Origin of the sequence: Streptomyces sp. NPDC017202 (assembly GCF_044331705.1) — a bacterium.
Lineage (GTDB): Bacteria > Actinomycetota > Actinomycetes > Streptomycetales > Streptomycetaceae > Streptomyces.
In genome coordinates this window covers 142565-162111 of sequence record NZ_JBIRNP010000004.1, presented here as the reverse complement: position 1 = coordinate 162111, position 19547 = coordinate 142565, and the positions used below count along the sequence as shown (strand labels likewise).

Genomic DNA, 19547 nt, shown 5'->3' with positions numbered 1-19547 from the left:
GTCTCGGTGTCCACGGTGGTGCCCTCGCGGGGAGGGCGGGGAGGAAGGACGCGGAGACGGGACGGCGGGCCCCTGGCCCGCCTGGTGCTCACGCCGGGGCCGGGCGCCTCACTCGTGCGTGGCCCATGGCCGACCCGGCAGTCACCCGGGCGACGCCAGCGGCCGCCCCCGGCCGGCCGCAACGATGTTTCCGGCCGGGCCGGATCACCGGCCTCCCCGCGATCCGCGACCCGCGACCCGGGGTCAAAGGCGGTGTCCCCGTGACCCGGGACCAAAGGACCAGGTCCGCTCCCGCCCCGGTCCGAGGCGGGCCGGGGCGGCGGTGACTACGGTGAAGTCATGCCCGACAGAGCTCAGTTCACCCCCGACGACCTCGACGCCTACTTCCGCCGCGTCGGCTGGAGCGGCGCCCGGCGTGCCGACGTGGCCACGCTGAAGGGCGTACACCTGGCGCACGCCCGCGCCATCCCCTTCGAGAACCTGGACCCGGTCCGCGGCTCGGCCCCTTCCCTCGCCCCCGCCGACCTGATCGCCAAGCTCGTCAGCAGCCGGCGCGGCGGCTACTGCTACGAGCACAACACCCTGTTCGCGGGCGTCCTGGAGGCGCTCGGCTTCGGGGTGACACGGCTCGCCGCCCGCGTGGTCGTCGGCGCCGAACGGTTCGAGGACCGCCCGCGCACCCACCTGGCGTTGCTCGTCGAGGTCCCCGGCGGGACGGGGCCGTACCTCGCCGACGTCGGTTTCGGCGCCCCCGGCGCGCTCCTGGAGCCCGTCCCGCTGACGCCGGACACCGAGTTCCGCGCCGTGGGCCGCCGCCACCGCCTGGTGCACGCCCCGCACCGCGGGCCCCTGGAGCTGTGGGTGCTGGAGACGCGCGTCGCGGAGGAGGACCGGACCCCCTGGCGGGCCCAGTACGCCTTCACCGTGGAGCCGTTCGAGCACCCCGACTTCGAGGTCGTCAACTGGCACATCGCGACCAACCCCCGCTCGCCCTTCAGCCGCCGCCCCTACGCCCAGCGCGTCACCCCGGACCGCCACCTCCTCCTCGACGGCGCCGTCCTCACCGAGACCCGCGCCGACGGCACGGTCACCGAGCGCGAACTGACCCGGGACGCGGAGGTGCGCAAGGTGCTCGCCGAGGACTTCGGCATCGACGTACCGGACGACTGCCCGAGCCTGCTGCCGTGACCCGAGTGGGTGCGCGCGGGCGCGTCGAGGAGCACCCTGGAAGCAGGTGTTCCGGAGGTGATCGTCATGATGCACACCACAGTCGGATGGCACGTCGAGCTGGAGTTCGAGGAGGACGACCAGCACACGCGCGCGGTCGCGCTGGTCAGGTTGCCCGACGGGTCCGAGGTGCGGGCCCACGGGCAGGCCAGCCGCCACCGGGTCGACCCCAACCAGCCGCGGGTGGGCGAGGAGATCGCCGGCGCCCGTGCGCTGAACGAGATCGCCATGCAACTGCTCACGAAGGCCCACGGGGAGATCGACGGCGCGTCGGGGAGGACCTCGCACCCCATCCACGTGTGAGCGCGTACGGGAGAAGGTCCGGTCAGGCGGTCTTGGTGGCCGCCCGCACGGCCCGTACGAGTGCCTGCGCCCGCGGGTCCGCCGTCACGCTCGACCGGAAGCCGTTGGTGACGTAACCGAAGGCGATGCCCGACTCCGGGTCGGCGAAGCCGAGGGGGCCGCCGCGGCCGGGGTGGCCGAAGGAGGTGGGGGACAGCAGCGGCGACGCGGCGCCGTGCAGCATGTAGCCGAGGCCGAAGCGGGTGTTCACGACGAGCACCCGGTCCGGCCCGGCCGACCGCTCACCGCGGGCCGCGTCCGTCGTCTGCGGGGCGAGGAGGCGGCGGCCGCCGTCGGCCGCGCCGATCAGCGACGCGTAGAAGCGGGCCAGGCCGTCCGCCGTGGCGATGCCGTTGGAGGCGGGCAGGACCGCCGCCCGGTAGGCGGGGTCGTTCTCGTCGGGCAGCGGGGTGATCGCGGCGAAGGCGCGGCGGGTGAGCGAGCCGGGGTCGGCGTAGGCGTCGGCGACCGCGCGCTTGGGGCGCGTGCGCAGCGCACCCGTCGGCGAGGGCGCCTCGGTCTGCCCCACGCGTCCCACGCGCGCCCGCTCGCGCTCCGGCAGACCGAGCCACAGCTCGGCCCCGGCCGGTGCGGCGATCTCCTCGGCGATCCAGGCGCCGATCGTCCGCCCGGTGACCCGTCGCACCAGCTCGCCGGTCAGCCAGCTGTAGGTCTGCGCGTGGTAGCCGTGGTCCGTCCCCGGCTCCCACGCCGGTGCCTGCGCGGCGACCGCCGCGGCGCCGAGATCGGGGTCGGCGGCCTCGGCCGGCGTCAGCGGCCGGTCCAGCACGGGCACCCCGGCGCGGTGCGCGAGCACGTCCCGCACGAGGGTCCGGTCCTTGCCGGCCGCCTTGTACTCCGGCCAGTACGCCCCCACCGGCGCGTCCAGGTCCAGCTCCCCGCGCTGCCACAGCATCAGCAGGACGGCGGCGGCGACACCCTTCGTCGCGGAGCGCACGATCTGCGCGGTGCCCCGCTCCCAGGGCGCCCCGCCGTCGACGTCGCGGCTGCCGCCCCACAGGTCGACGACCTTGTGCCCGTCCCGGTAGACGGCGACGGCCGCGCCCCGCTCCCCGAGCGTGTCGAAGTTGCGGGCGAAGGCCTCCCCGACCGGCTCGAAGCCGGCGGTCACCGTGCCGTGCACATCCACGTCCGTACGTCCTCTCGGTTCACCTGCGACCGAGGGGACAACGCCCTCGCCGGGCCCGCGATTCCGGTGTCCGGTCAGCCCAGCAGAATCGTTACGTCGATGTTGCCGCGGGTCGCGTTCGAGTACGGGCACACCTGGTGCGCCGCGTCGACCAGCTCGGCGGCGAGGCCCGCGTCGAGCACGGGCAGCGAGACGCTGAGGGCGACCGCGAGGCCGTAGCCGTGGGTCCGGTTGGGGCCGATGCCGACCTTCGCGGCGACGGTGGAGCCGGTGAGGTCGTATCCCGCCCGGTTGCCGACCAGGATCAGCGCGTTGTGGAAGCAGGAGCTGTAGCCGGCCGCGAAGAGCTGTTCGGGATTGGTGCCGTTGCCGTCGCCGCCCAGCTCCGGCGGCATGGCCACCTTCAGGTCGATCCGGCCGTCCTGACTGGTCACATAGCCGTCCCGGCCGCCGTGGGCGGTCGCCTCGGCGACGTACATGATCTTCGTCGGACGGGTGTCGATCGCGTCGACGCCATGGACGGCGTCGACGGCGGCGCCTTCGGTCACTGCGGGACCTCCCGGAGTTGTGCCCAATTACATCGTGCACAAGGTACCTGCCGGTGGCGAGGCGCTCGGCCGAGGGGGCGGTAACCGCAGGTAAGAGGCCTCGTCCCGGGAGCCTGGCGGCCTCACGCCGGAGCCTCGGCGGTCTCGGCGAACGGGCTCGGCGGTCTCGGGCGCGGCTCGGCGGGCTCGGCGGTTTCAGTGCACGGCTCGGCGGTCTCGCCGTGCGGGCTCAGCGGCCCCGCTCCGCCGCTCCCCGAGCCTTCTCCACGAGCCCCCACAGCTCCTCGCGCAACCGCGCGACCTCCGCCGCGCCGAGGCCGGTCGACGCGAGCAGTGCGCCGGGCACCCGCTCCGCGCGCTCCTTCAGCGCCTCCCCGCGCCCGGTGCAGGCGACGAGCACCGAGCGTTCGTCGCGCGCCGAGCGTTCCCGGTGCACGAGCCCGGCCGCCTCCAGCCGCTTCAGCAGCGGCGACACCGTGCCGTAGTCGAGCCGCAGGGCCGCCGCCAGCTCCTTGACCGTGGTCTCGCCGCGCTCCCACAGCACCAGCAGCACCAGGTACTGCGGGTAGGTGAGACCGAGGTCGTCCAGGATCGGCCGGTAGGCGGCCGTCACCGCCCGCTGGGCCGCGTAGAGCGCGAAGCACAGCTGCTCGTCCAGCGACAGCGAGCCCTCGACGTCACGGTCCTGACGGGTCACGCGCGCGTTCGTCACGCCCCCATTGTCACGGACCGCGGGTCGAATCCGAACGGCAGCTCCAGACGGTGCGCCCGCATCAGCGCGTCGTCGGCGAGCAGTTCGCCCGTGCGACCGTCCGCCGCGATCACGCCCTCGCTGAGGATCAGGGAGCGCGGGCACAGCTCCAGGGCGTACGGCAGGTCGTGCGTGACCATCAGGACGGTGACGTCCAGGGAGCGCAGGATGTCGGCGAGTTCGCGGCGGGAGGCGGGGTCGAGGTTGGAGGACGGCTCGTCCAGGACGAGGATCTCCGGCTCCATCGCCAGCACGGTCGCGACGGCGACCCGGCGGCGCTGCCCGAAGGACAGGTGGTGCGGCGGACGCTCCTTGAAGTCGGCCATGCCGACCCGCGCGAGCGCCCGGTCCACGCGCTCCTCCAGCTCCGCGCCCTTCAGTCCGGCCGCCGCGGGCCCGAACGCCACGTCCTCCCGCACGGTCGGCATGAACAGCTGGTCGTCGGGGTCCTGGAAGACGATGCCGACCTTGCGCCGGATCTGCGCCATGTGCCGCTTGCCGACGGGCAGTCCGGCGACCGTCACCGTGCCGGCGCCGCCGGTCAGGATGCCGTTGAGGTGCAGCACGAGGGTGGTCTTGCCGGCGCCGTTCGGCCCGAGCAGCGCCACCCGCTCCCCGCGCGCGATCGAGAAGTCCACGCCGAACAGGGCCTGGTGGCCGTCGGGGTAGGCGAAGGCGAGGCCCGAGACCTCGAGGGAAGCAGTCACAGGGTCCATCCCAGCACGCAGACGACGAGGGCGGCCAGCGGCAGGGTCAGCGCGTACGACCACTGCGCGCGCGAGGCGGTCACCTCGTCGATCACCGGCATGGCGCCGGCGTACCCCCGGCTGACCATGGCCAGGTGCACGCGCTCCCCGCGTTCGTAGGAGCGGATGAACAGGGCGCCCGCGGACTTCGCGAGGACGCCCCAGTGCCGGAGGCCGCTCGCCTCGAAGCCGCGTGACTCCCGCGCGATCCGCATGCGCCGCATCTCGTCCGTGATGACGTCGCCGTAGCGGATCATGAAGGAGGCGATCTGCACGAGCAGCGGCGGCAGCTTCAGGCGCTGGAGGCCGAGGAGGAGTTCGCGCAGTTCGGTGGTGGAGGCCAGCAGGACCGAGGCGGCCACGCCGAGGGTGCCCTTGGCGAGCACGTTCCAGGCGCCCCACAGCCCGTCGACGCTGAGGGACAGCCCCAGGACGTCCACCCGCTCGCCCTCGGCCACGAACGGCATCAGCACGGCGAACGCGACGAACGGCACCTCGATCAGCAGCCGTTTCAGCAGGAAGCCGGCCGGGACGCGCGCCCGGAACGCGACGACGCCGAGCAGCACGGCGTACAGGCCGAACGCCCACAGCGCCTCGCGCGGTGTCGACACCACCACCACGACGAACGCGAACGTGGCGGCGAGCTTGGTGTGCGGCGGCAGGGAGTGCACCGGCGAGTGTCCGTGCCGGTAGAGCCGGTGGGCGTGCCCGGCGCCCATGTCAGACGTTCTCGACGGCGGTCGGGGACGCGTCGGAGCCGCGCCGGCGGCGTACCGCCCAGAACACGGTGCTGCCCGCCACGACGGTCGCGCCGACGCCGATGACGCCCGCGAGCCCGCCGGACAGCCGGGCGTCGTCGACGTCCTCGACGCCGTAGTCGGCGAGCGGGGAGTCCGCGGCGGCGTGCTCCTCGGCCCTGTCGTCGATGCCCTTGTCGGCGGCGACCTTCTCCAGGCCGTCCGGATCCGAGGAGGCGTAGAAGCTGACGAAGCCGGCGAGGACGAGGGAGGTGACCAGGCCGGTCACCCACAGCGTGCGGCGGGAGGCGCGCGCCGCGACGGGCGCCGCGCGCGCCCCCTCGGCGGCGGGCACGTCCACGAGCTCGCCGTGCACCCGCAACTGGAGCCGCTGCCGCAGCCCGCGCGCCCCGTACACGAGATCCGGCCGTACGGCGATGACGGCGCCGACCGTCAGCGCGGTGATCGCGGCCTCGCCGACGCCGATCAGCACGTGCACGCCGACCATCGCGGTGGCCACCTTGCCGATCGCCACGTCGGTGGTGCCGCCGACCGCGTACATCAGCGTGAAGGAGAGGGCCGCCGCCGGTACGGACAGCAGCGCGGCGGCGAAGGAGGCGACGGTGACGGAGCGGCGGCCGCGCGGCAGGATCTTCAGCAGTGCGCGGAAGACGGCGTAGGCCACCACCGTCGTCACGACCGCCATGTCGGTGATGTTCACGCCGAGCGCGGTCAGGCCGCCGTCGGCGAAGAGGATGCCCTGCATCAGCAGGACGACGGACACGCACAGGACCCCGGTGAAGGGGCCCACGAGTATCGCCGCGAGGGCACCGCCGAGCAGATGGCCGCTTGTTCCGGCCGCGACGGGGAAGTTGAGCATCTGTACGGCGAAGATGAAGGCGGCCACCAGGCCGGCCAGCGGTGCCGTGCGTTCGTCGAGTTCGCGGCGCGCCCCTCGCAGGCTCACGGCGATGGCGCCCGCGGCGACGACTCCGGTCACGGCGGAGGTCGGGGCGTTGATGAATCCGTCGGGTACGTGCACCGTTCGATGATAGTGGCTTAATGCGAATAGGTTGCAAGAGCGAGGGAGTCCTGTTGTGGGACGCGCGACGACGTTCGTGTATCGCACAGGTGAGATGCGCCCGCCCCGGCGGGCGGGGCCCGGAAAATGTGCGACATTGGAGAAGGGGTGGACGCACAGATTCCGCACAGGTCACGCAGAGTGAGAGGGCGGCAGATGTCTGTAGTCGAGCAGTACGCGCGAGCCCACATCGTCACGGACGCGGACCTGGCGGAGGAGGAACGGAGCGCCGTTCCCGTCGCCCTTCACTACGACCCCGACGAGGACCCGCGCACCGTGCGGGTCGGACTCCCCGGCGGCCGTGAGTGGAGCATCGCCCGCACCCTGCTGGAACAGGGGCTGCGCGCCCCGGCCGGCACCGGGGAGGTCCGCGTCTGGCCCTGCGGACGCGTCCAGGCCATCGTCGAGTTCCACTCCGCGCAGGGCGTCTCGGTCGTGCAGTTCGAGTCCAAGGCGCTGCTGCGCTTCCTGCGCCGCACCTACACGGCGACGAGCCCGGCGGGCCGGCAACTGACCCGCTAGCCGCCCGCGCCGGTTCGCCCGGCGTGCGCGTCCCGGCTCGCACGGCCCGGCGCGTCCGGCTTCTGCGGCCCGTCCGGTCCGTCCGTCCTAGGCTCCCGCCCTCAGCAGCGCCGCCACGATCGGTCCCGCCGACTCGCTGCCGTGACCGCCCTGCTGCACCACGCCCGCCGCCGCGAGGTCGCCCCGGTAGGCCGTGAACCAGCCGTTGGGCTGCTTCTGCCCGTCGACCTCGGCGGAACCCGTCTTGGCGCCGTAGTCCGGACCGAGCCCCGCCATCGGTTCGGCCGCCGTGCCGTGCGCGGCCGTGTAGTTCATCAGCTCCCGCAACTGCGACAGCGTGTCCGCGGACATCGTCCGCGGGGCCTTGGCCAGGCTGCGGCCGTCGACCGACGGGGCGACCAGGTACGGCTGGTGGAAGGTGCCCGACTTCACCGTGGCCGCCACCGACGCCATGTTCAGCGGGTTCATCCGCACCCCGCCCTGGCCGATCAGCTCCGCCGCCTTCTGGGCCGCCGACTGGACCGGCACCGCGCCGTCGAAGGTCGGCACGCCGATCGCCCAGTTGTTCGACGACAGGCCGAAGACCTGCTGGGCCTGCTTGGTCAGGCTGTCGTCGTCGAGCTTGCCCGCCTGGCTGATGAAGGCCGTGTTGCAGGAGCGCGCGAAGCTCGCCTTGAAGGTGCCGCCCTTGATCTCGAACTTGTCGTCGTTCTGGAACTTCCAGCCGCCGTAGCTGAAGTACTTCGGGCACGGATGCGCCTTGTTCGCCGACGCCAGGTCCTTCTCGATGAGCAGCGAGGAGGTGATGACCTTCATGGTGGAGCCGGGCGCCAGCGAGCCCTGGAACGCGGTGTTGAAGTTCGGGTTGCTGTTGGCCACGGCCAGGATCTCGCCGGTGGAGGCGCGGGTCACCACGACCGACGCCCGCGCGGCGCTCGCGACCTGCTTCTCCGCGGCGGCCTGGAGGGACGGGCTCAGTGTCGTCCGCACGGTGCCGGGGGTGCCCTCGCTCAGCTCCAGCAGCGTCTTGTCGGAGGCCTTCTTCGCCTTCGACGCCTTGCCGCGGACCACCCGCAGCTCGACCCCCGCGGTGCCGCCGGCCTTCTTGCCGTACTTCTCGCGCAGCCCGTCCAGGACGGTGCCCAGGGACGGGTACTTCTTCGCGGTCAGCTCACCGCCGTCGCGGTCGAGCGCCTTGACCGGCGGATCGCCGGCCTCACCGGTCACCAGGGTGTCCCCGTCGGCCAGGTCGGGGTGGACCACGGACGCGTGCCAGCCGACGAGCGGCTTGCCGTCCTTCGCCCGCCGCACCACGGTCAGCGCGCTGTCGTACGCCACCGGCTTGCTCGCCTTGCCGAAGGTGACGGTGCCCTTCACGGCGAAGGGGACCTTGGCGCCCGCGCGCGGTGCGGCCGTGAGGGTGGCGCCGGTGACGCGGGCGTCCTTGGTCCAGCCGGTGAGCAGGGCGCCGGCGGCCGCCGGATCGTCGGTGGCCGCGGCGGCCTCGGCGACCTTGCCCTGCTGCCAGGCCGTCAGGAACGCCCGGGCGGCGGTGGTGACCTCGGTCGCCGACAGCGGACCGGTCCGGACCGCCGGTTTCCGCGCCGCCGCCGAACCGTCCTGGGCCGCCGCTCCACCGCCGCCGTACAGCGCGTAGCCGCCGAGGCCCGCGCCCGCGACGACGACGGCGATCACGCCGCCGACCACGGCCGGCCGCTTGTTCCCTCGTTCGGCGACGCGCCTTCTCTTGCCCACAGCCCGCGATCCTCCGTGCTCTACGGGGGGCCGCCTCGCCCCACTGTCCCCACCGGACCCTCCCCGCCGGGCGAGTCGTCCCACCGGCGGTGCGAGTCCCCCCACCGCACCGACGACGGCGCCCAGCCTAGGGCCTCTCGTGGGGATCATGCCGGGCTCGCGGGCCCCGGCACCGTCCCCCGTCGCGTTGTCGTCGGTTGCCAGGGCTCCGCCATGGAGCCCTCCTCCGCCTTGCGGTGAACGCCACCGGACCCCGCTCCCTGATCCGGCCTGATCCCCACGAAAGACCCTGGAGTCCCCGCCCGCAGGGTGACGTCACCCACGCCGTACGGGTGTCCTCAGGCGCCCGACCGCAGTACGGCCGCCACGATCGGGCCGGCCGCGTCGGTGCCGTGACCGCCGTCCTGGACCATCGCCGCGGCGGCGACGTCGTTCCGGTAGCCGGTGAACCAGCTGTCGGAGCTCGCCCTGCCGTCGACCTCCGCCGAACCCGTCTTCGCGCCGATCCGGCGGCCCAGGCCGGACATCACGTCGGCCGCCGTGCCACTGGTCGCGGTGCGGTTCATCATGGCGCGCAGTTGCTCCACGGTGCCGGCCGGCAGCCCGCGCGCCTGGGCGAGTTCGCGGCCGTCGAGGCTCCGCGGCACGATCACCGGCTGCCGGAAGGCGCCCGTCATCGCGGTCGCCGTCACCGACGCCATGGTCAGCGGGTTCATCTGGACCTGGCCCTGGCCGATCATGTCGGCCGCGGTGTCCGGGCCGCCGGAGGCCGGGACGGAGCCGTCGAAGGAGGGGATGCCGGTCCTCCAGTCGAGGCCGATCCCGAAACGGTTCCTGGCCTCGTCGGCCAGGGAGTCCACCTTCACCTCGTCCGCGTACTTCACGAAGGCGGTGTTGCAGGAGCGCGCGAAGCTCTCGGAGAGGGTCGCGTCCTCGTCCGGGGGCATGTTCTTGATGTTGTGGAAGGTCTGGCTCTGCCAGGTCGCCTCGGACGGGCAGGGCGCCGGGCCGGTCGCGGTGGTGATGCCGTTGTCGATGAGGGTGGCCGCGCTGACGATCTTCATGGTGGAACCGGGCGCCACCTGCCCCAGGAAGGCCGCGTTCCAGCCGTCGTCGCGGTTGTTGGCGACCGCCAGCACCTCACCGCTGCTCGGCTGGACGGCCACCACCGACGACTCGGGGTACTTCAGGACCGCCTGCTCGGCGGCCGCCTGCGCGCTCGCCCTGAGTGTGGTGGGCAGCCGGCCCGCCCTGCCCTCGGCCAGGGTCAGCAGCGGCGTGTCCGCGGAGTCCGGGGCGGCGTGGTGGATCGCCAGTTCGACACCGGCCGTGCCGCCCGCCTTGTCGCCGTACTTGGCGCGCAGTTCGTTCAGCATCGGCCCGAGCGAGGGGTACTTCTCCTTCGTCAGCACCTTGCCGTCGCGGTCCACGGCCTCGATCGGCGGCGCCGCCGACTCGCCCGTGACCAGCGTGTCGTCCATGTCCCTGAGCTGGGGGTGCACGACCGACGGCTGCCAGTCCACCAGCGCCCTGCCGGTGGTCACCCCGCGCACGACGGTCAGCCGGCTGCCGTAGGCGAGCGGCTTGGACTTCCCCCCGTACGACACCGTGGCCTTCACCGTGAACGGCACGCTGCGCCCGGCCGGCACGCCCGGCGTGATCCTCACCCCGGTGATGCGCGCGCTCTGGCCGTAGGAGGCGAGCAGCGGCCGCGCCTTCTCGGCGTTGTCGGTGAGCGCCGCCGCGCTCGCCGCCTCCCCCTTCTCCCAGGCCGCGAAGAACGCGGCGCTGGTCTCCTTCACCTCGGCGGTGCTCGGCGGCCCGGTCCGCGCGGGCGCCGGCCCGCTCGCCCCCGGTGCGCCGCCGTCCCCGTCCAGCGCGTTCACGATGTTGAAGGCGCCGTACCCGGCCCCGCCCACCATGACGGCGAACACCGATCCGACGATCGCCGCCTTGGCCCCCTTGTGCATGGTCGTCCTCCCCGTTGACCCGTCAGACCCTTCTGAACGCGTTCAGAAAGCTCCCCCAGGGCTCACAGTAAGCGGAAGAGGGTTCTACGGCACGGGAGTTGTCGCAATCGTTAGACCCAGGTGTCCAACCACATACGTGAACGCCAGTCGCTGATCGGGATGGCGGTGCCGGTGTACAGGGGCCAGAAGTAGATGAAGTTCCACGCGATCAGCAGTACCAGAACGCCCGCGCCCGTCGCGCCCACCACCCGCCGGGTGTCGCTCGATCCCGGCCGGCCGACGAGGGCCCCGGTCATCATCGCCACCGCCAGGCACAGGAACGGCAGGAAGACGACGGCGTAGAAGAGGAAGATCGTGCGTTCCTGGTACAGGAACCACGGGAGGTACCCGGCGGCGATGCCGCACGCGATCGCGCCCGCCCGCCAGTCGCGGCGGAAGAACCAGCGCCACAGCACGAACAGCACCGCGAAACAGGCCGCCCACCACAGCATCGGCGTGCCGATCGCCAGCACCTCGCGCGCGCACTTCCCGCCCGCGTCCACCGGACAGCCGTCCGTGCCGGGCGCCGGGGACTCGTAGAAGTACGACACCGGACGGCCCAGGACCAGCCAGCTCCACGGGTTCGACTGGTAGGTGTGCGGCGAGGTGAGGTGGGTGTGGAACTCGTACACCTCGTGCTCGTAGTGCCACAGGCTGCGCAGCCAGTCCGGGAACAGCCAGGTCCAGCTGCCGCCCTTGCCGTCCGTCGCCGCCCAGTTGCGGTAGTAGCCGCCCGAGCCGCTGTCCGAGGAGAGGATCCAGCCCGTCCACGACACCAGGTAGGTGACCAGCGCCACCGGCACGGTCGCCAGGAACGCCAGGCCCGTGTCCCGCCTCAGCACCACCCGGTACGGGTGCCGGGCACCGGCCACCCGGCGCGCGGCGACGTCCCACAACACCGTCATCAGGCAGAACGCGACCATGATGTACAGGCCGTTCCACTTCGTGCCGATCGCCAGCCCCAGCATCACGCCCGCCGCCCAGCGCCACGGGCGCAGGCCCAGGCGGGTGGTCTCGGCGACGTGCGCGTCGGGGCGGCGGCGGCCGTCCGCGTCCGGCGGCAACGCGGCGGCCAGCCGCGCGCGCGTCCGGTCCCGGTCGGCCACCAGGCAGCCGAACGTGGCCAGCACGAAGAACATCAGCACCCCGTCGAGCAGCGCGTTGCGGCTCATCACGAAGTGCAGTCCGTCCACCGCCATCAGCGCGCCCGCCAGACAGCCCAGGAACGTGGAGCGGAAGAGGCGGCGCCCGATCCGGCACAGCAGGAGGACCGACAGGGTCCCCAGCAGTGCCGTCATGAACCGCCAGCCGAACGGATCGAACCCGAAGACCAGTTCGCCCAGCCCGATGACGTACTTGCCGACCGGGGGATGCACGACGTACGCCGCGTCCGTCGGGATCGTGACGTGGCCGCCGCTGTTGAGGATGACGTCGTTGGCGTTCTTGTCCCAGTTGACCTCGAAGCCGCGGTGGACGAGCGCCCACGCGTCCTTGGCGTAGTACGTCTCGTCGAATATCACCTTCCTCGGGGTGCCCAGGTTCCAGAACCGCAGCACGCCCGCCACCAGCGTGACCAGCAGCGGGCCCAGCCAGCCCGACCAGCGGGTGATCCGGTCGGCGAGCCCGGCCGGCACCCCGAGCGCCTGCCACAGCCGCGGGCTCGGTTCGGCGAACGGCGGCACCAGCCGCTCCCGGACGTCGCCGTCCGGCGCCGCCGCGTAGCCGAACCGGCGCAGCCGCGACTGCCATCCCGGCCGCCGGTCCTGCGGTGCCTGGTCCTGCCGGTAGTCCGTGGAGTCCGTGGAGGACGCGGTACTGGTCACCGCGCCATCGTAGGGAACGGGACTGTGGGAGTCCCGTGCACGGGCCCTGTTCGTCCGGCCACGCCGGGCTCCCGGCGCTCCGGCCCGGCCGGTCGAACAGGGACCTTCTCCCCCTGCGAGGATGGAAACGTGACAGTCGCACCCGGAACCCTGGTCCTTGCCGGCACGCCCATCGGGGACATCGCGGACGCCCCGCCCCGGCTCGCGGAGGAGTTGGCCGGCGCCGACGTCATCGCCGCCGAGGACACCCGCCGGCTGCGCCGGCTCACGCAGGCGCTGGGCGTGACGCCCAAGGGGCGCGTCGTCTCCTACTTCGAGGGCAACGAGTCCGCCCGCACCCCCGAGCTGGTCGACCACCTCCTCGGCGGCGCCCGCGTCCTCCTCGTCACCGACGCCGGCATGCCGTCCGTCTCCGACCCCGGCTACCGGCTGGTCGCCGCGGCCGTCGAGAAGGACGTCCGGGTCACCGCCGTACCCGGCCCGTCCGCCGTCCTCACCGCGCTCGCGCTGTCCGGCCTGCCCGTCGACCGCTTCTGCTTCGAGGGCTTCCTGCCGCGCAAGGCGGGGGAGCGGCTGTCCCGGCTGCGCGAGGTCGCCGAGGAGCGCCGCACCCTCGTGTACTTCGAGGCCCCGCACCGGCTCGACGACACCCTCGCCGCGATGGCCGAGGTGTTCGGCACCGACCGGCGCGCCGCCGTCTGCCGCGAACTGACCAAGACGTACGAGGAGGTCCGGCGCGGCCCGCTCGGCGAGCTGGCGGAGTGGGCGGCGGAGGGGGTGCGCGGCGAGATCACCGTCGTCGTGACCGGGGCGCCCGAGCGCGGCCCCGGCGAACTCGACGCGGCGGAACTGGTCCGGCGGGTGCGGGTGCGCGAGGAGGCCGGCGAGCGGCGCAAGGAGGCGATCGCGGCGGTGGCCGCGGAGGCCGGGGTGCCCAAGCGGGAGGTCTTCGACGCGGTCGTCGCGGCCAAGAACGCCGCGGGCTGAGGCCGAGGACGCCGCGGGCTGAAAAGCTCCCGTCACCGCCCGGTGAGAGGTATGCCCACCGGGCGGTAAAGAAGTGTCGCCGACGGCAAAGCCCACGAGTCGCTCCCCGTCCCGCTTCGGCAAGGAACGCCCAAATCGGGCCCAACACTCGACAGGTCGGCTGCGCCCGCCCCGGCGGAGCGGTCCACTGGACGGCAGGGACGCATCCGTCCCGGCGTCCAGCGGACCAGAGGAGCCTGCATGAGCGAGACCAGCGGGACCGGCGGGATCACCGGGCAGGGCGGGATCACCGGGCAGGGCGGCGGCCCGCGCGCGGCGGTCCCCGTCGTGCACGAGGCGTACTCCTTCGCCTGCATGCGCTGCGGGCACGGCTGGGAACAGTCGTACGAGATCGAGCACCACACGGACGCGGAGGGCCACGCGTTCGTCCGGTACGTGGCGGACGGACGCCTCGTGCCGTCCCCGCTGAGCCGCCCCGCCTGCCGCAACTGCGACGGGCACCTGCTGCGCATCATGCGGGCCGGCCAGGTCTCCTCCGTGCTCGGCGCCGCCCGTCCCCGGCCGGTGCCGGCGGCCGGCCCGGTGGAGGTTCCGGCGGCCGCGGGAGCCGGGGAAACCGGCCGGCACCACCACTGGCACCTGTCCGACCTCCTGCACCCCTTCCAGCGCCGGGCGAGCTGAGCCGGTCGGCGGCCGACGGCCGGGTGCGCCCCTTCCGTAGGATCGGGGCATGCCTTCGAACGCCGACAAGAACGCGGCGCCGCCGCTCCCGGCCCCCCTGCGGGTACCGGTCGCCGACTCCCACACCCACCTCGACATGCAGTCCGGCACGGTCGAGGAGGGCCTCGCGAAAGCCGCGTCGGTCGGCGTGACGACGGTCGTCCAGGTCGGCTGCGACGTCGCCGGCTCCCGCTGGGCGGCCGAGACGGCGGCGGCGTACGACAGCGTCCACGCGGCGGTGGCCCTGCACCCCAACGAGGCGCCCCGCATCGTCCACGGGGACCCTGGGGGCACCTCCCAGCCCCCTGGGGCTGGGGGAGGGTGGTCGCGGCAGGGGGCGCGCGCGGCCGGCGGCGCCGGGGCGCTCGACGAGGCGCTCGCCGAGATCGACCGCCTCGCCGCGCTCCCCGAGGTCAAGGGCGTCGGCGAGACCGGACTGGACTACTTCCGCACCGGTCCCGAGGGCAAGGACGCGCAGGAGCGTTCCTTCCGCGCCCACATCGAGATCGCCAAACGGCACGGCAAGGCCCTCGTCATCCACGACCGCGACGCCCACGCGGACGTGCTGCGCGTGCTGAAGGAGGAGGGCGCCCCCGAGCGCACCGTCTTCCACTGCTACTCCGGCGACGCCGCGATGGCGGAGATCTGCGCCCGCGCAGGCTACTTCATGTCCTTCGCGGGCAACGTCACCTTCAAGAACGCCCAGCACCTGCGCGACGCCCTCGCCGTCGCCCCGCTGGAGCTGGTCCTCGTCGAGACCGACGCGCCCTTCCTCACCCCGGCGCCCTACCGCGGGCGGCCCAACGCCCCCTACCTGGTGCCGGTCACGGTCCGCGCCATGGCGGCCGTCCGCGGCATCGACGAGGACGCCCTGGCGGGCGCCCTGGCCGCCAACACGGCCCGCGCCTTCGGCTACCGACCCGCGGGCACCACCGGGCACCGCACCGAACGCCACCCTGGGTAGTCGCGTCGCTTTGGAGAGTGACGGCCGCTCCGCTAGGTTCTGGGGGCCCGATCCGGACCCCTCCGGACCCCAGGACCCCTGGAGCGTGTCGGCGTGAGCAACGTGCACCACCCACGCAACGCGTACGGCGCCGACGGCACGTACGTCGACGTCCACAACGCCGAGACCCTCGCCCACGGGGTGTACACGGCCCCCCGGGAGCAGGGCACCCCCCGCGCCCCCCGCATCCCCGACAGCCCCCGCATCCCCGGGGTGCCAGGGGCCCGCGAGGACACGTACCGGCCCGCCTACGAGTCGACCGTGCCCGCGGTGCCTGCGATGTCCGCGGTGTCGCCGCAGTCACCCGGGCCGGTGCTGCCGCGCCCGGCGGACGGAGCGCCGTACGCCGGCGGTGCCGGCGGTGCCGGCGGTGCCGGCACGGGGCGCGCCGCACGCCGGCGCAGGACGCGCGACGCCGAGCGCGCGGACTCCCCGATGCGCCGGCTGCTGCCCCTGCTCCCGCTGGTGCCGCAGGCGCTGGTCGTCGCCTTCCTCGCGGGCGGCACCACCGCCTTCGTCGCCGAGGACAAGGCGATCGAGCTGACCGTCGACGGCGAGCCGCGCACCCTGCACACCTTCGCCGACGACGTGGGCGAGCTGCTGGCGGAGGAGGGCGTGCGGGTCGGGGCGCACGACATGGTGGCGCCCTCCCCCGGCACGGCCCTCGACAGCGGCGACGAGATCGCCGTGCGCCACGGCCGCCCCGTCCGGCTGACGCTCGACGGCCGGCGGCACCAGGTGTGGACGACGGCGCACACCGTGGAGGAGGCGCTCGGACAGCTCGGCGTGCGGGCGGAGGGCGCCCACCTCTCCGTCTCCCGCTCCCGGCGCATCGGACGCGAGGGGCTGGCACTGGACGTCCGTACCGAACGCGCCGTGACGGTCATGGCCGACGGCCGCGCCCGCACCGTCCGCACCAACGCGGCGACCGTGGGCGAGGCCGTCGAGGAGGCCGGCATCACCCTGCGCGGCCAGGACACCACGTCCGTCCCGCCCGGCAGCTTCCCGCGCGACGGCCAGACGATCACCGTCCTGCGGATCACCGGGGCGAGGGAGGTCCGGGAGGAAACGATCCCCTTCCCGGTACGGCGCACCGAGGACCCCGCGCTGTTCCGGGGCACCGAGGTCGTGGAGCGGGCCGGCCGGCCGGGGCTGCTGCGGGTCACCTACGCCCTGCGCACCGTCAACGGCGTCCGGCAGAGGCCGAGACGCGTCCGGTCCGAGATCGTGCGCGAGCCGCGCGCGCAGGTGGTCAAGGTCGGCACGAAGCCGCGGCCGGCCTCCGTGCGGGGCGCCGACCACCTCGACTGGCAGGCGCTCGCGGCCTGCGAGTCGGGCGGCCGCGCCGACGCCGTGGACCCGTCCGGCACCTACGGGGGCCTCTACCAGTTCGACGCCCACACCTGGCACAGCCTCGGTGGCACCGGCCGCCCCCAGGACGCCTCCGCCGCCGAACAGACCTTCCGGGCCAAGAAGCTCTACATCCGCCGGGGCACCGCCCCCTGGCCCCACTGCGGCACCCGCCTGGAGAACTGACCCCGGGCGGGCGGCGCCCCGCGCCCCTCACCCACCGCCGCCGGGCACGCGCCGTCCGGCGGCCGCCCGCCGCCCGCGGGCACGGCGCACGCGCGGCCCGCCGCAGCCCCGGCCGGGGACCTGCGGTCCCGCCCCCCGCGCCCCCGTACCCTTGTCCCGTGACCAGCCCCACCTCCGACGCCCTCCTGGGCCCCGCCGACATCCGCGAGCTCGCGACAGTCCTCGGCGTGCGGCCCACCAAGCAGCGCGGCCAGAACTTCGTGATCGACGCGAACACGGTCCGCCGTATCGTCCGCACCGCGCAGGTGCACCCCGAGGACGTGGTCGTCGAGGTGGGTCCGGGCCTCGGCTCCCTCACCCTCGCGCTGCTGGAGGTCGCCGACCGCGTCACGGCCGTGGAGATCGACGACGTCCTGGCGAGCGCCCTGCCCGCGACGATCGCCGCCCGCATGCCGCGGCGCGCGGACCGCTTCGCGCTGGTGCACTCCGACGCCATGCACGTGACCGAACTGCCGGGCCCCGCCCCCACCGCCCTGGTGGCGAACCTGCCGTACAACGTCGCGGTGCCCGTCCTCCTGCACATGCTCGAGACCTTCCCGAGCATCGAGCGGACCCTCGTCATGGTCCAGTCGGAGGTCGCCGACCGCCTCGCCGCCGGCCCCGGCTCGAAGGTGTACGGCGTCCCGTCCGTGAAGGCGAACTGGTACGCCGACGTCAAGCGGGCCGGCGCCATCGGGCGCAACGTCTTCTGGCCGGCGCCGAACGTGGACAGCGGGCTGGTCTCGCTGGTGCGACGGGCGGAGCCGATCGCGACCACGGCCTCCCGGCAGGACGTCTTCGCCGTCGTCGACGCGGCCTTCGCCCAGCGCCGCAAGACCCTGCGGGCCGCGCTCGCCGGATGGGCCGGGTCGGCGGCCGCCGCCGAGGCGGCCCTGGTCGCCGCCGGGGTGTCCCCGCAGGCGCGCGGCGAGTCCCTCACGGTCGAGGAGTTCGCCCGGATCGCCGAGAACAAGCAGGAGGACGCGGCGTGAGCGTCACCGTCCGCGTGCCCGCCAAGGTCAACGTCCAGCTCGCGGTCGGCGCCGCGCGCGCGGACGGCTTCCACGACCTGGCGAACGTCTTCCTGGCGGTCGGCCTGTACGACGAGGTCACCGTCACCCCGGCCGACGAGCTGCGCGTCACCTGCGAGGGCCCGGACGCCGCCCAGGTCCCGCTGGACCGCACCAACCTCGCCGCGCGCGCGGCGATCGCCCTCGCCGAGCGCCACGGCCGTACCCCGGACGTGCACCTGCACATCGCCAAGGACATCCCCGTCGCCGGCGGCATGGCGGGCGGCAGCGCGGACGGCGCGGGCGCCCTCCTGGCCTGCGACGCGCTCTGGGGCACCGGCGCCTCCCGCGGCGAACTGCTGGAGATCTGCGCCGAGCTGGGCAGCGACGTGCCGTTCAGCCTGGTGGGCGGGGCCGCCCTCGGCACCGGCCGCGGCGAGAGGCTGGCCCCGCTGGAGACCGGCGGCGCGTTCCACTGGGTGTTCGCGATGGCGGAACGGGGACTGTCGACCCCGGCCGTCTTCCGCGAGTTCGACCGCCTCGCCGAGGGCCGCGACATCCCCGAGCCGGTCGCCTCGCGGGACCTCCTCGACGCCCTCGCGAAGGGGGACGCGGACGCGCTCGCGGCCACCGTCTCCAACGACCTCCAGCCCGCCGCCCTCTCCCTCTTCCCCGAACTCGCGGACACGCTCGCCGCGGGGGAGGCGGCCGGCGCGCTCACCAGCCTCGTCTCGGGCTCGGGCCCCACCACCGCGTTCCTGGCACGGGACGCGGAAGCGGCGGAGGGGATCGCGCAGGCGCTGCGGACGTCCGGCACGTGCCGGAGCGTGCGCACGGCGTCGGGCCCGGCACCGGGGGCGACGGTGCTCTGAGGGATCAGGACCGGGCGTCGGCCCTGACCAACTCGATGGCGATGGCGGCAGGTTTGTCGACCTTGATCTGGTCGCGCTGTACGCCCATGTGCACGTAGCGCTGTGTCATCGGGTCGAGCTCGTACACGTGGACGAGAGGACGGCCGGTGGTTCCGTCCTGCTCGACACGCCAGTAATGGGGAATTCCGGCGGTGGCGTACTTGAGCGGTTTGGTCGTGCGGTCGCGAGATTCCGAGTCCGGTGAGACGACCTCCACGGCGAGCAGCACGTCCTTGGCCTCAAAACTGGTCTGGTCCAGCCCGGTGACCGCGTCGGCTCGCACCACGCTGACATCGGGTTCGGGGCCGTTGCGCTTGTCCAGGACGACGGTCATCTCCCGCTCGACACTGAAGCCGGGGCCAAGAGAACTGCGCAGCCCGTCGACCAGGAGGTCGATCACAAGGAAGTGGAAGCGACGCTGCGGACTCACGAAAACCAGGCTCCCGTCGATCAGTTCGGTGTGCGGCGGGAGATCGGGCAGCGTGAACAGGTCGTCCACGGTGTAGCCGTCCTGCGGCGGCACCGGCCACTGGACGCGGTGCTGTACGGACTCGGCGGTCATGGTTCCTCCCATGGACGGGATCCTGCTGCCCGTCCTCCACGGTAGCGGCCCTCTCCCGATCACGTCATCACAAAGAGTGACCGCCTCC

Annotated in this window: 19 protein-coding genes; 9 read left to right on the top strand and 10 right to left on the bottom strand. The window is 73.7% G+C overall.

Going from position 1 to position 19547, the window contains the following annotated elements; genetic code table 11:
• Nucleotides 1–339 precede the first annotated feature (339 nt).
• Entirely contained in the window at nucleotides 340–1188 is an 849-nt protein-coding gene (locus ACH4N1_RS10795) for an arylamine N-acetyltransferase (RefSeq protein WP_398096189.1), read from the top strand.
• Nucleotides 1189–1254: 66 nt separating this feature from the next.
• Nucleotides 1255–1530, top strand: coding sequence for a DUF1876 domain-containing protein (locus ACH4N1_RS10790; RefSeq protein WP_392243693.1), 276 nt, complete (start codon nucleotides 1255–1257; stop codon nucleotides 1528–1530).
• Nucleotides 1531–1552: 22 nt separating this feature from the next.
• Here the strand turns inward: ACH4N1_RS10790 and ACH4N1_RS10785 are convergent, their stop codons facing one another.
• The 6 genes from ACH4N1_RS10785 to ACH4N1_RS10760 form a co-directional block, all read right to left on the bottom strand.
• A complete protein-coding gene (locus tag ACH4N1_RS10785) occupies nucleotides 1553–2719 on the bottom strand; it encodes a serine hydrolase domain-containing protein (protein ID WP_398096186.1) in 1167 nt (388 codons plus the stop codon).
• A gap of 74 nt (nucleotides 2720–2793) precedes the next feature.
• A complete protein-coding gene (locus ACH4N1_RS10780) occupies nucleotides 2794–3198 on the bottom strand; it encodes an organic hydroperoxide resistance protein (RefSeq protein ID WP_366057439.1) in 405 nt (134 codons plus the stop codon).
• A 298-nt stretch (nucleotides 3199–3496) separates the two neighbouring features.
• Complete coding sequence (locus ACH4N1_RS10775; RefSeq protein WP_398096185.1) at nucleotides 3497–3979, bottom strand: MarR family winged helix-turn-helix transcriptional regulator; 483 nt, start codon at nucleotides 3977–3979, stop codon at nucleotides 3497–3499.
• Complete coding sequence (locus ACH4N1_RS10770) at nucleotides 3976–4734, bottom strand: energy-coupling factor ABC transporter ATP-binding protein (protein ID WP_398096183.1); 759 nt, start codon at nucleotides 4732–4734, stop codon at nucleotides 3976–3978. The genes ACH4N1_RS10775 and ACH4N1_RS10770 overlap by 4 nt, the downstream gene beginning before the upstream one ends.
• A complete protein-coding gene (gene cbiQ, locus ACH4N1_RS10765; protein WP_398096181.1) occupies nucleotides 4722–5483 on the bottom strand; it encodes a cobalt ECF transporter T component CbiQ in 762 nt (253 codons plus the stop codon). The genes ACH4N1_RS10770 and cbiQ overlap by 13 nt, the downstream gene beginning before the upstream one ends.
• Nucleotide 5484: 1 nt before the next feature.
• Nucleotides 5485–6543: an energy-coupling factor ABC transporter permease gene (locus ACH4N1_RS10760; RefSeq protein ID WP_398096180.1), complete on the bottom strand. Its 1059-nt coding sequence runs from the start codon at nucleotides 6541–6543 to the stop codon at nucleotides 5485–5487.
• 195 nt (nucleotides 6544–6738) lie between these two features.
• Between ACH4N1_RS10760 and ACH4N1_RS10755 the strand changes: the two genes are divergently transcribed.
• Nucleotides 6739–7104 (top strand): SsgA family sporulation/cell division regulator, encoded by a 366-nt coding sequence (locus tag ACH4N1_RS10755; protein ID WP_398096179.1) that lies wholly within the window; start codon nucleotides 6739–6741, stop codon nucleotides 7102–7104.
• Between the two features lie 87 nt (nucleotides 7105–7191).
• On the opposite strand, the gene ACH4N1_RS10750 is transcribed toward ACH4N1_RS10755, so the two are convergent.
• The 3 genes from ACH4N1_RS10750 to ACH4N1_RS10740 all read right to left on the bottom strand — a co-directional run bounded on the left by ACH4N1_RS10750 (nucleotide 7192) and on the right by ACH4N1_RS10740 (nucleotide 12691).
• Entirely contained in the window at nucleotides 7192–8859 is a 1668-nt protein-coding gene (locus tag ACH4N1_RS10750; RefSeq protein WP_398096178.1) for a penicillin-binding transpeptidase domain-containing protein, read from the bottom strand.
• Between the two features lie 338 nt (nucleotides 8860–9197).
• Nucleotides 9198–10829 (bottom strand): penicillin-binding transpeptidase domain-containing protein, encoded by a 1632-nt coding sequence (locus ACH4N1_RS10745; protein WP_398096176.1) that lies wholly within the window; start codon nucleotides 10827–10829, stop codon nucleotides 9198–9200.
• A gap of 110 nt (nucleotides 10830–10939) precedes the next feature.
• Nucleotides 10940–12691, bottom strand: a complete 1752-nt coding sequence (locus ACH4N1_RS10740) for a dolichyl-phosphate-mannose--protein mannosyltransferase (RefSeq protein ID WP_398096175.1) — start codon at nucleotides 12689–12691, stop codon at nucleotides 10940–10942.
• Between the two features lie 129 nt (nucleotides 12692–12820).
• Between ACH4N1_RS10740 and rsmI the strand changes: the two genes are divergently transcribed.
• The 6 genes from rsmI (at nucleotide 12821) to ACH4N1_RS10710 (ending at nucleotide 18858) form a co-directional block, all read left to right on the top strand.
• Nucleotides 12821–13678 (top strand): 16S rRNA (cytidine(1402)-2'-O)-methyltransferase, encoded by an 858-nt coding sequence (rsmI, locus tag ACH4N1_RS10735; protein WP_398096174.1) that lies wholly within the window; start codon nucleotides 12821–12823, stop codon nucleotides 13676–13678.
• A gap of 240 nt (nucleotides 13679–13918) precedes the next feature.
• Complete coding sequence (locus ACH4N1_RS10730; protein WP_398096172.1) at nucleotides 13919–14359, top strand: hypothetical protein; 441 nt, start codon at nucleotides 13919–13921, stop codon at nucleotides 14357–14359.
• Between the two features lie 49 nt (nucleotides 14360–14408).
• On the top strand, nucleotides 14409–15362 hold the full coding sequence (locus tag ACH4N1_RS10725; RefSeq protein ID WP_398096170.1) for a TatD family hydrolase: 954 nt from the start codon (nucleotides 14409–14411) through the stop codon (nucleotides 15360–15362).
• A 93-nt stretch (nucleotides 15363–15455) separates the two neighbouring features.
• Nucleotides 15456–16937, top strand: coding sequence for a ubiquitin-like domain-containing protein (locus ACH4N1_RS10720; protein ID WP_398096169.1), 1482 nt, complete (start codon nucleotides 15456–15458; stop codon nucleotides 16935–16937).
• A gap of 158 nt (nucleotides 16938–17095) precedes the next feature.
• Nucleotides 17096–17968: a 16S rRNA (adenine(1518)-N(6)/adenine(1519)-N(6))-dimethyltransferase RsmA gene (rsmA, locus tag ACH4N1_RS10715; protein ID WP_398096167.1), complete on the top strand. Its 873-nt coding sequence runs from the start codon at nucleotides 17096–17098 to the stop codon at nucleotides 17966–17968.
• Entirely contained in the window at nucleotides 17965–18858 is an 894-nt protein-coding gene (locus ACH4N1_RS10710) for a 4-(cytidine 5'-diphospho)-2-C-methyl-D-erythritol kinase (RefSeq protein ID WP_398096165.1), read from the top strand. The genes rsmA and ACH4N1_RS10710 overlap by 4 nt, the downstream gene beginning before the upstream one ends.
• Nucleotides 18859–18862: 4 nt before the next feature.
• Here ACH4N1_RS10710 and ACH4N1_RS10705 read toward each other — a convergent pair whose 3' ends face one another.
• Complete coding sequence (locus ACH4N1_RS10705; RefSeq protein ID WP_398096669.1) at nucleotides 18863–19459, bottom strand: Uma2 family endonuclease; 597 nt, start codon at nucleotides 19457–19459, stop codon at nucleotides 18863–18865.
• Nucleotides 19460–19547 lie beyond the last annotated feature (88 nt).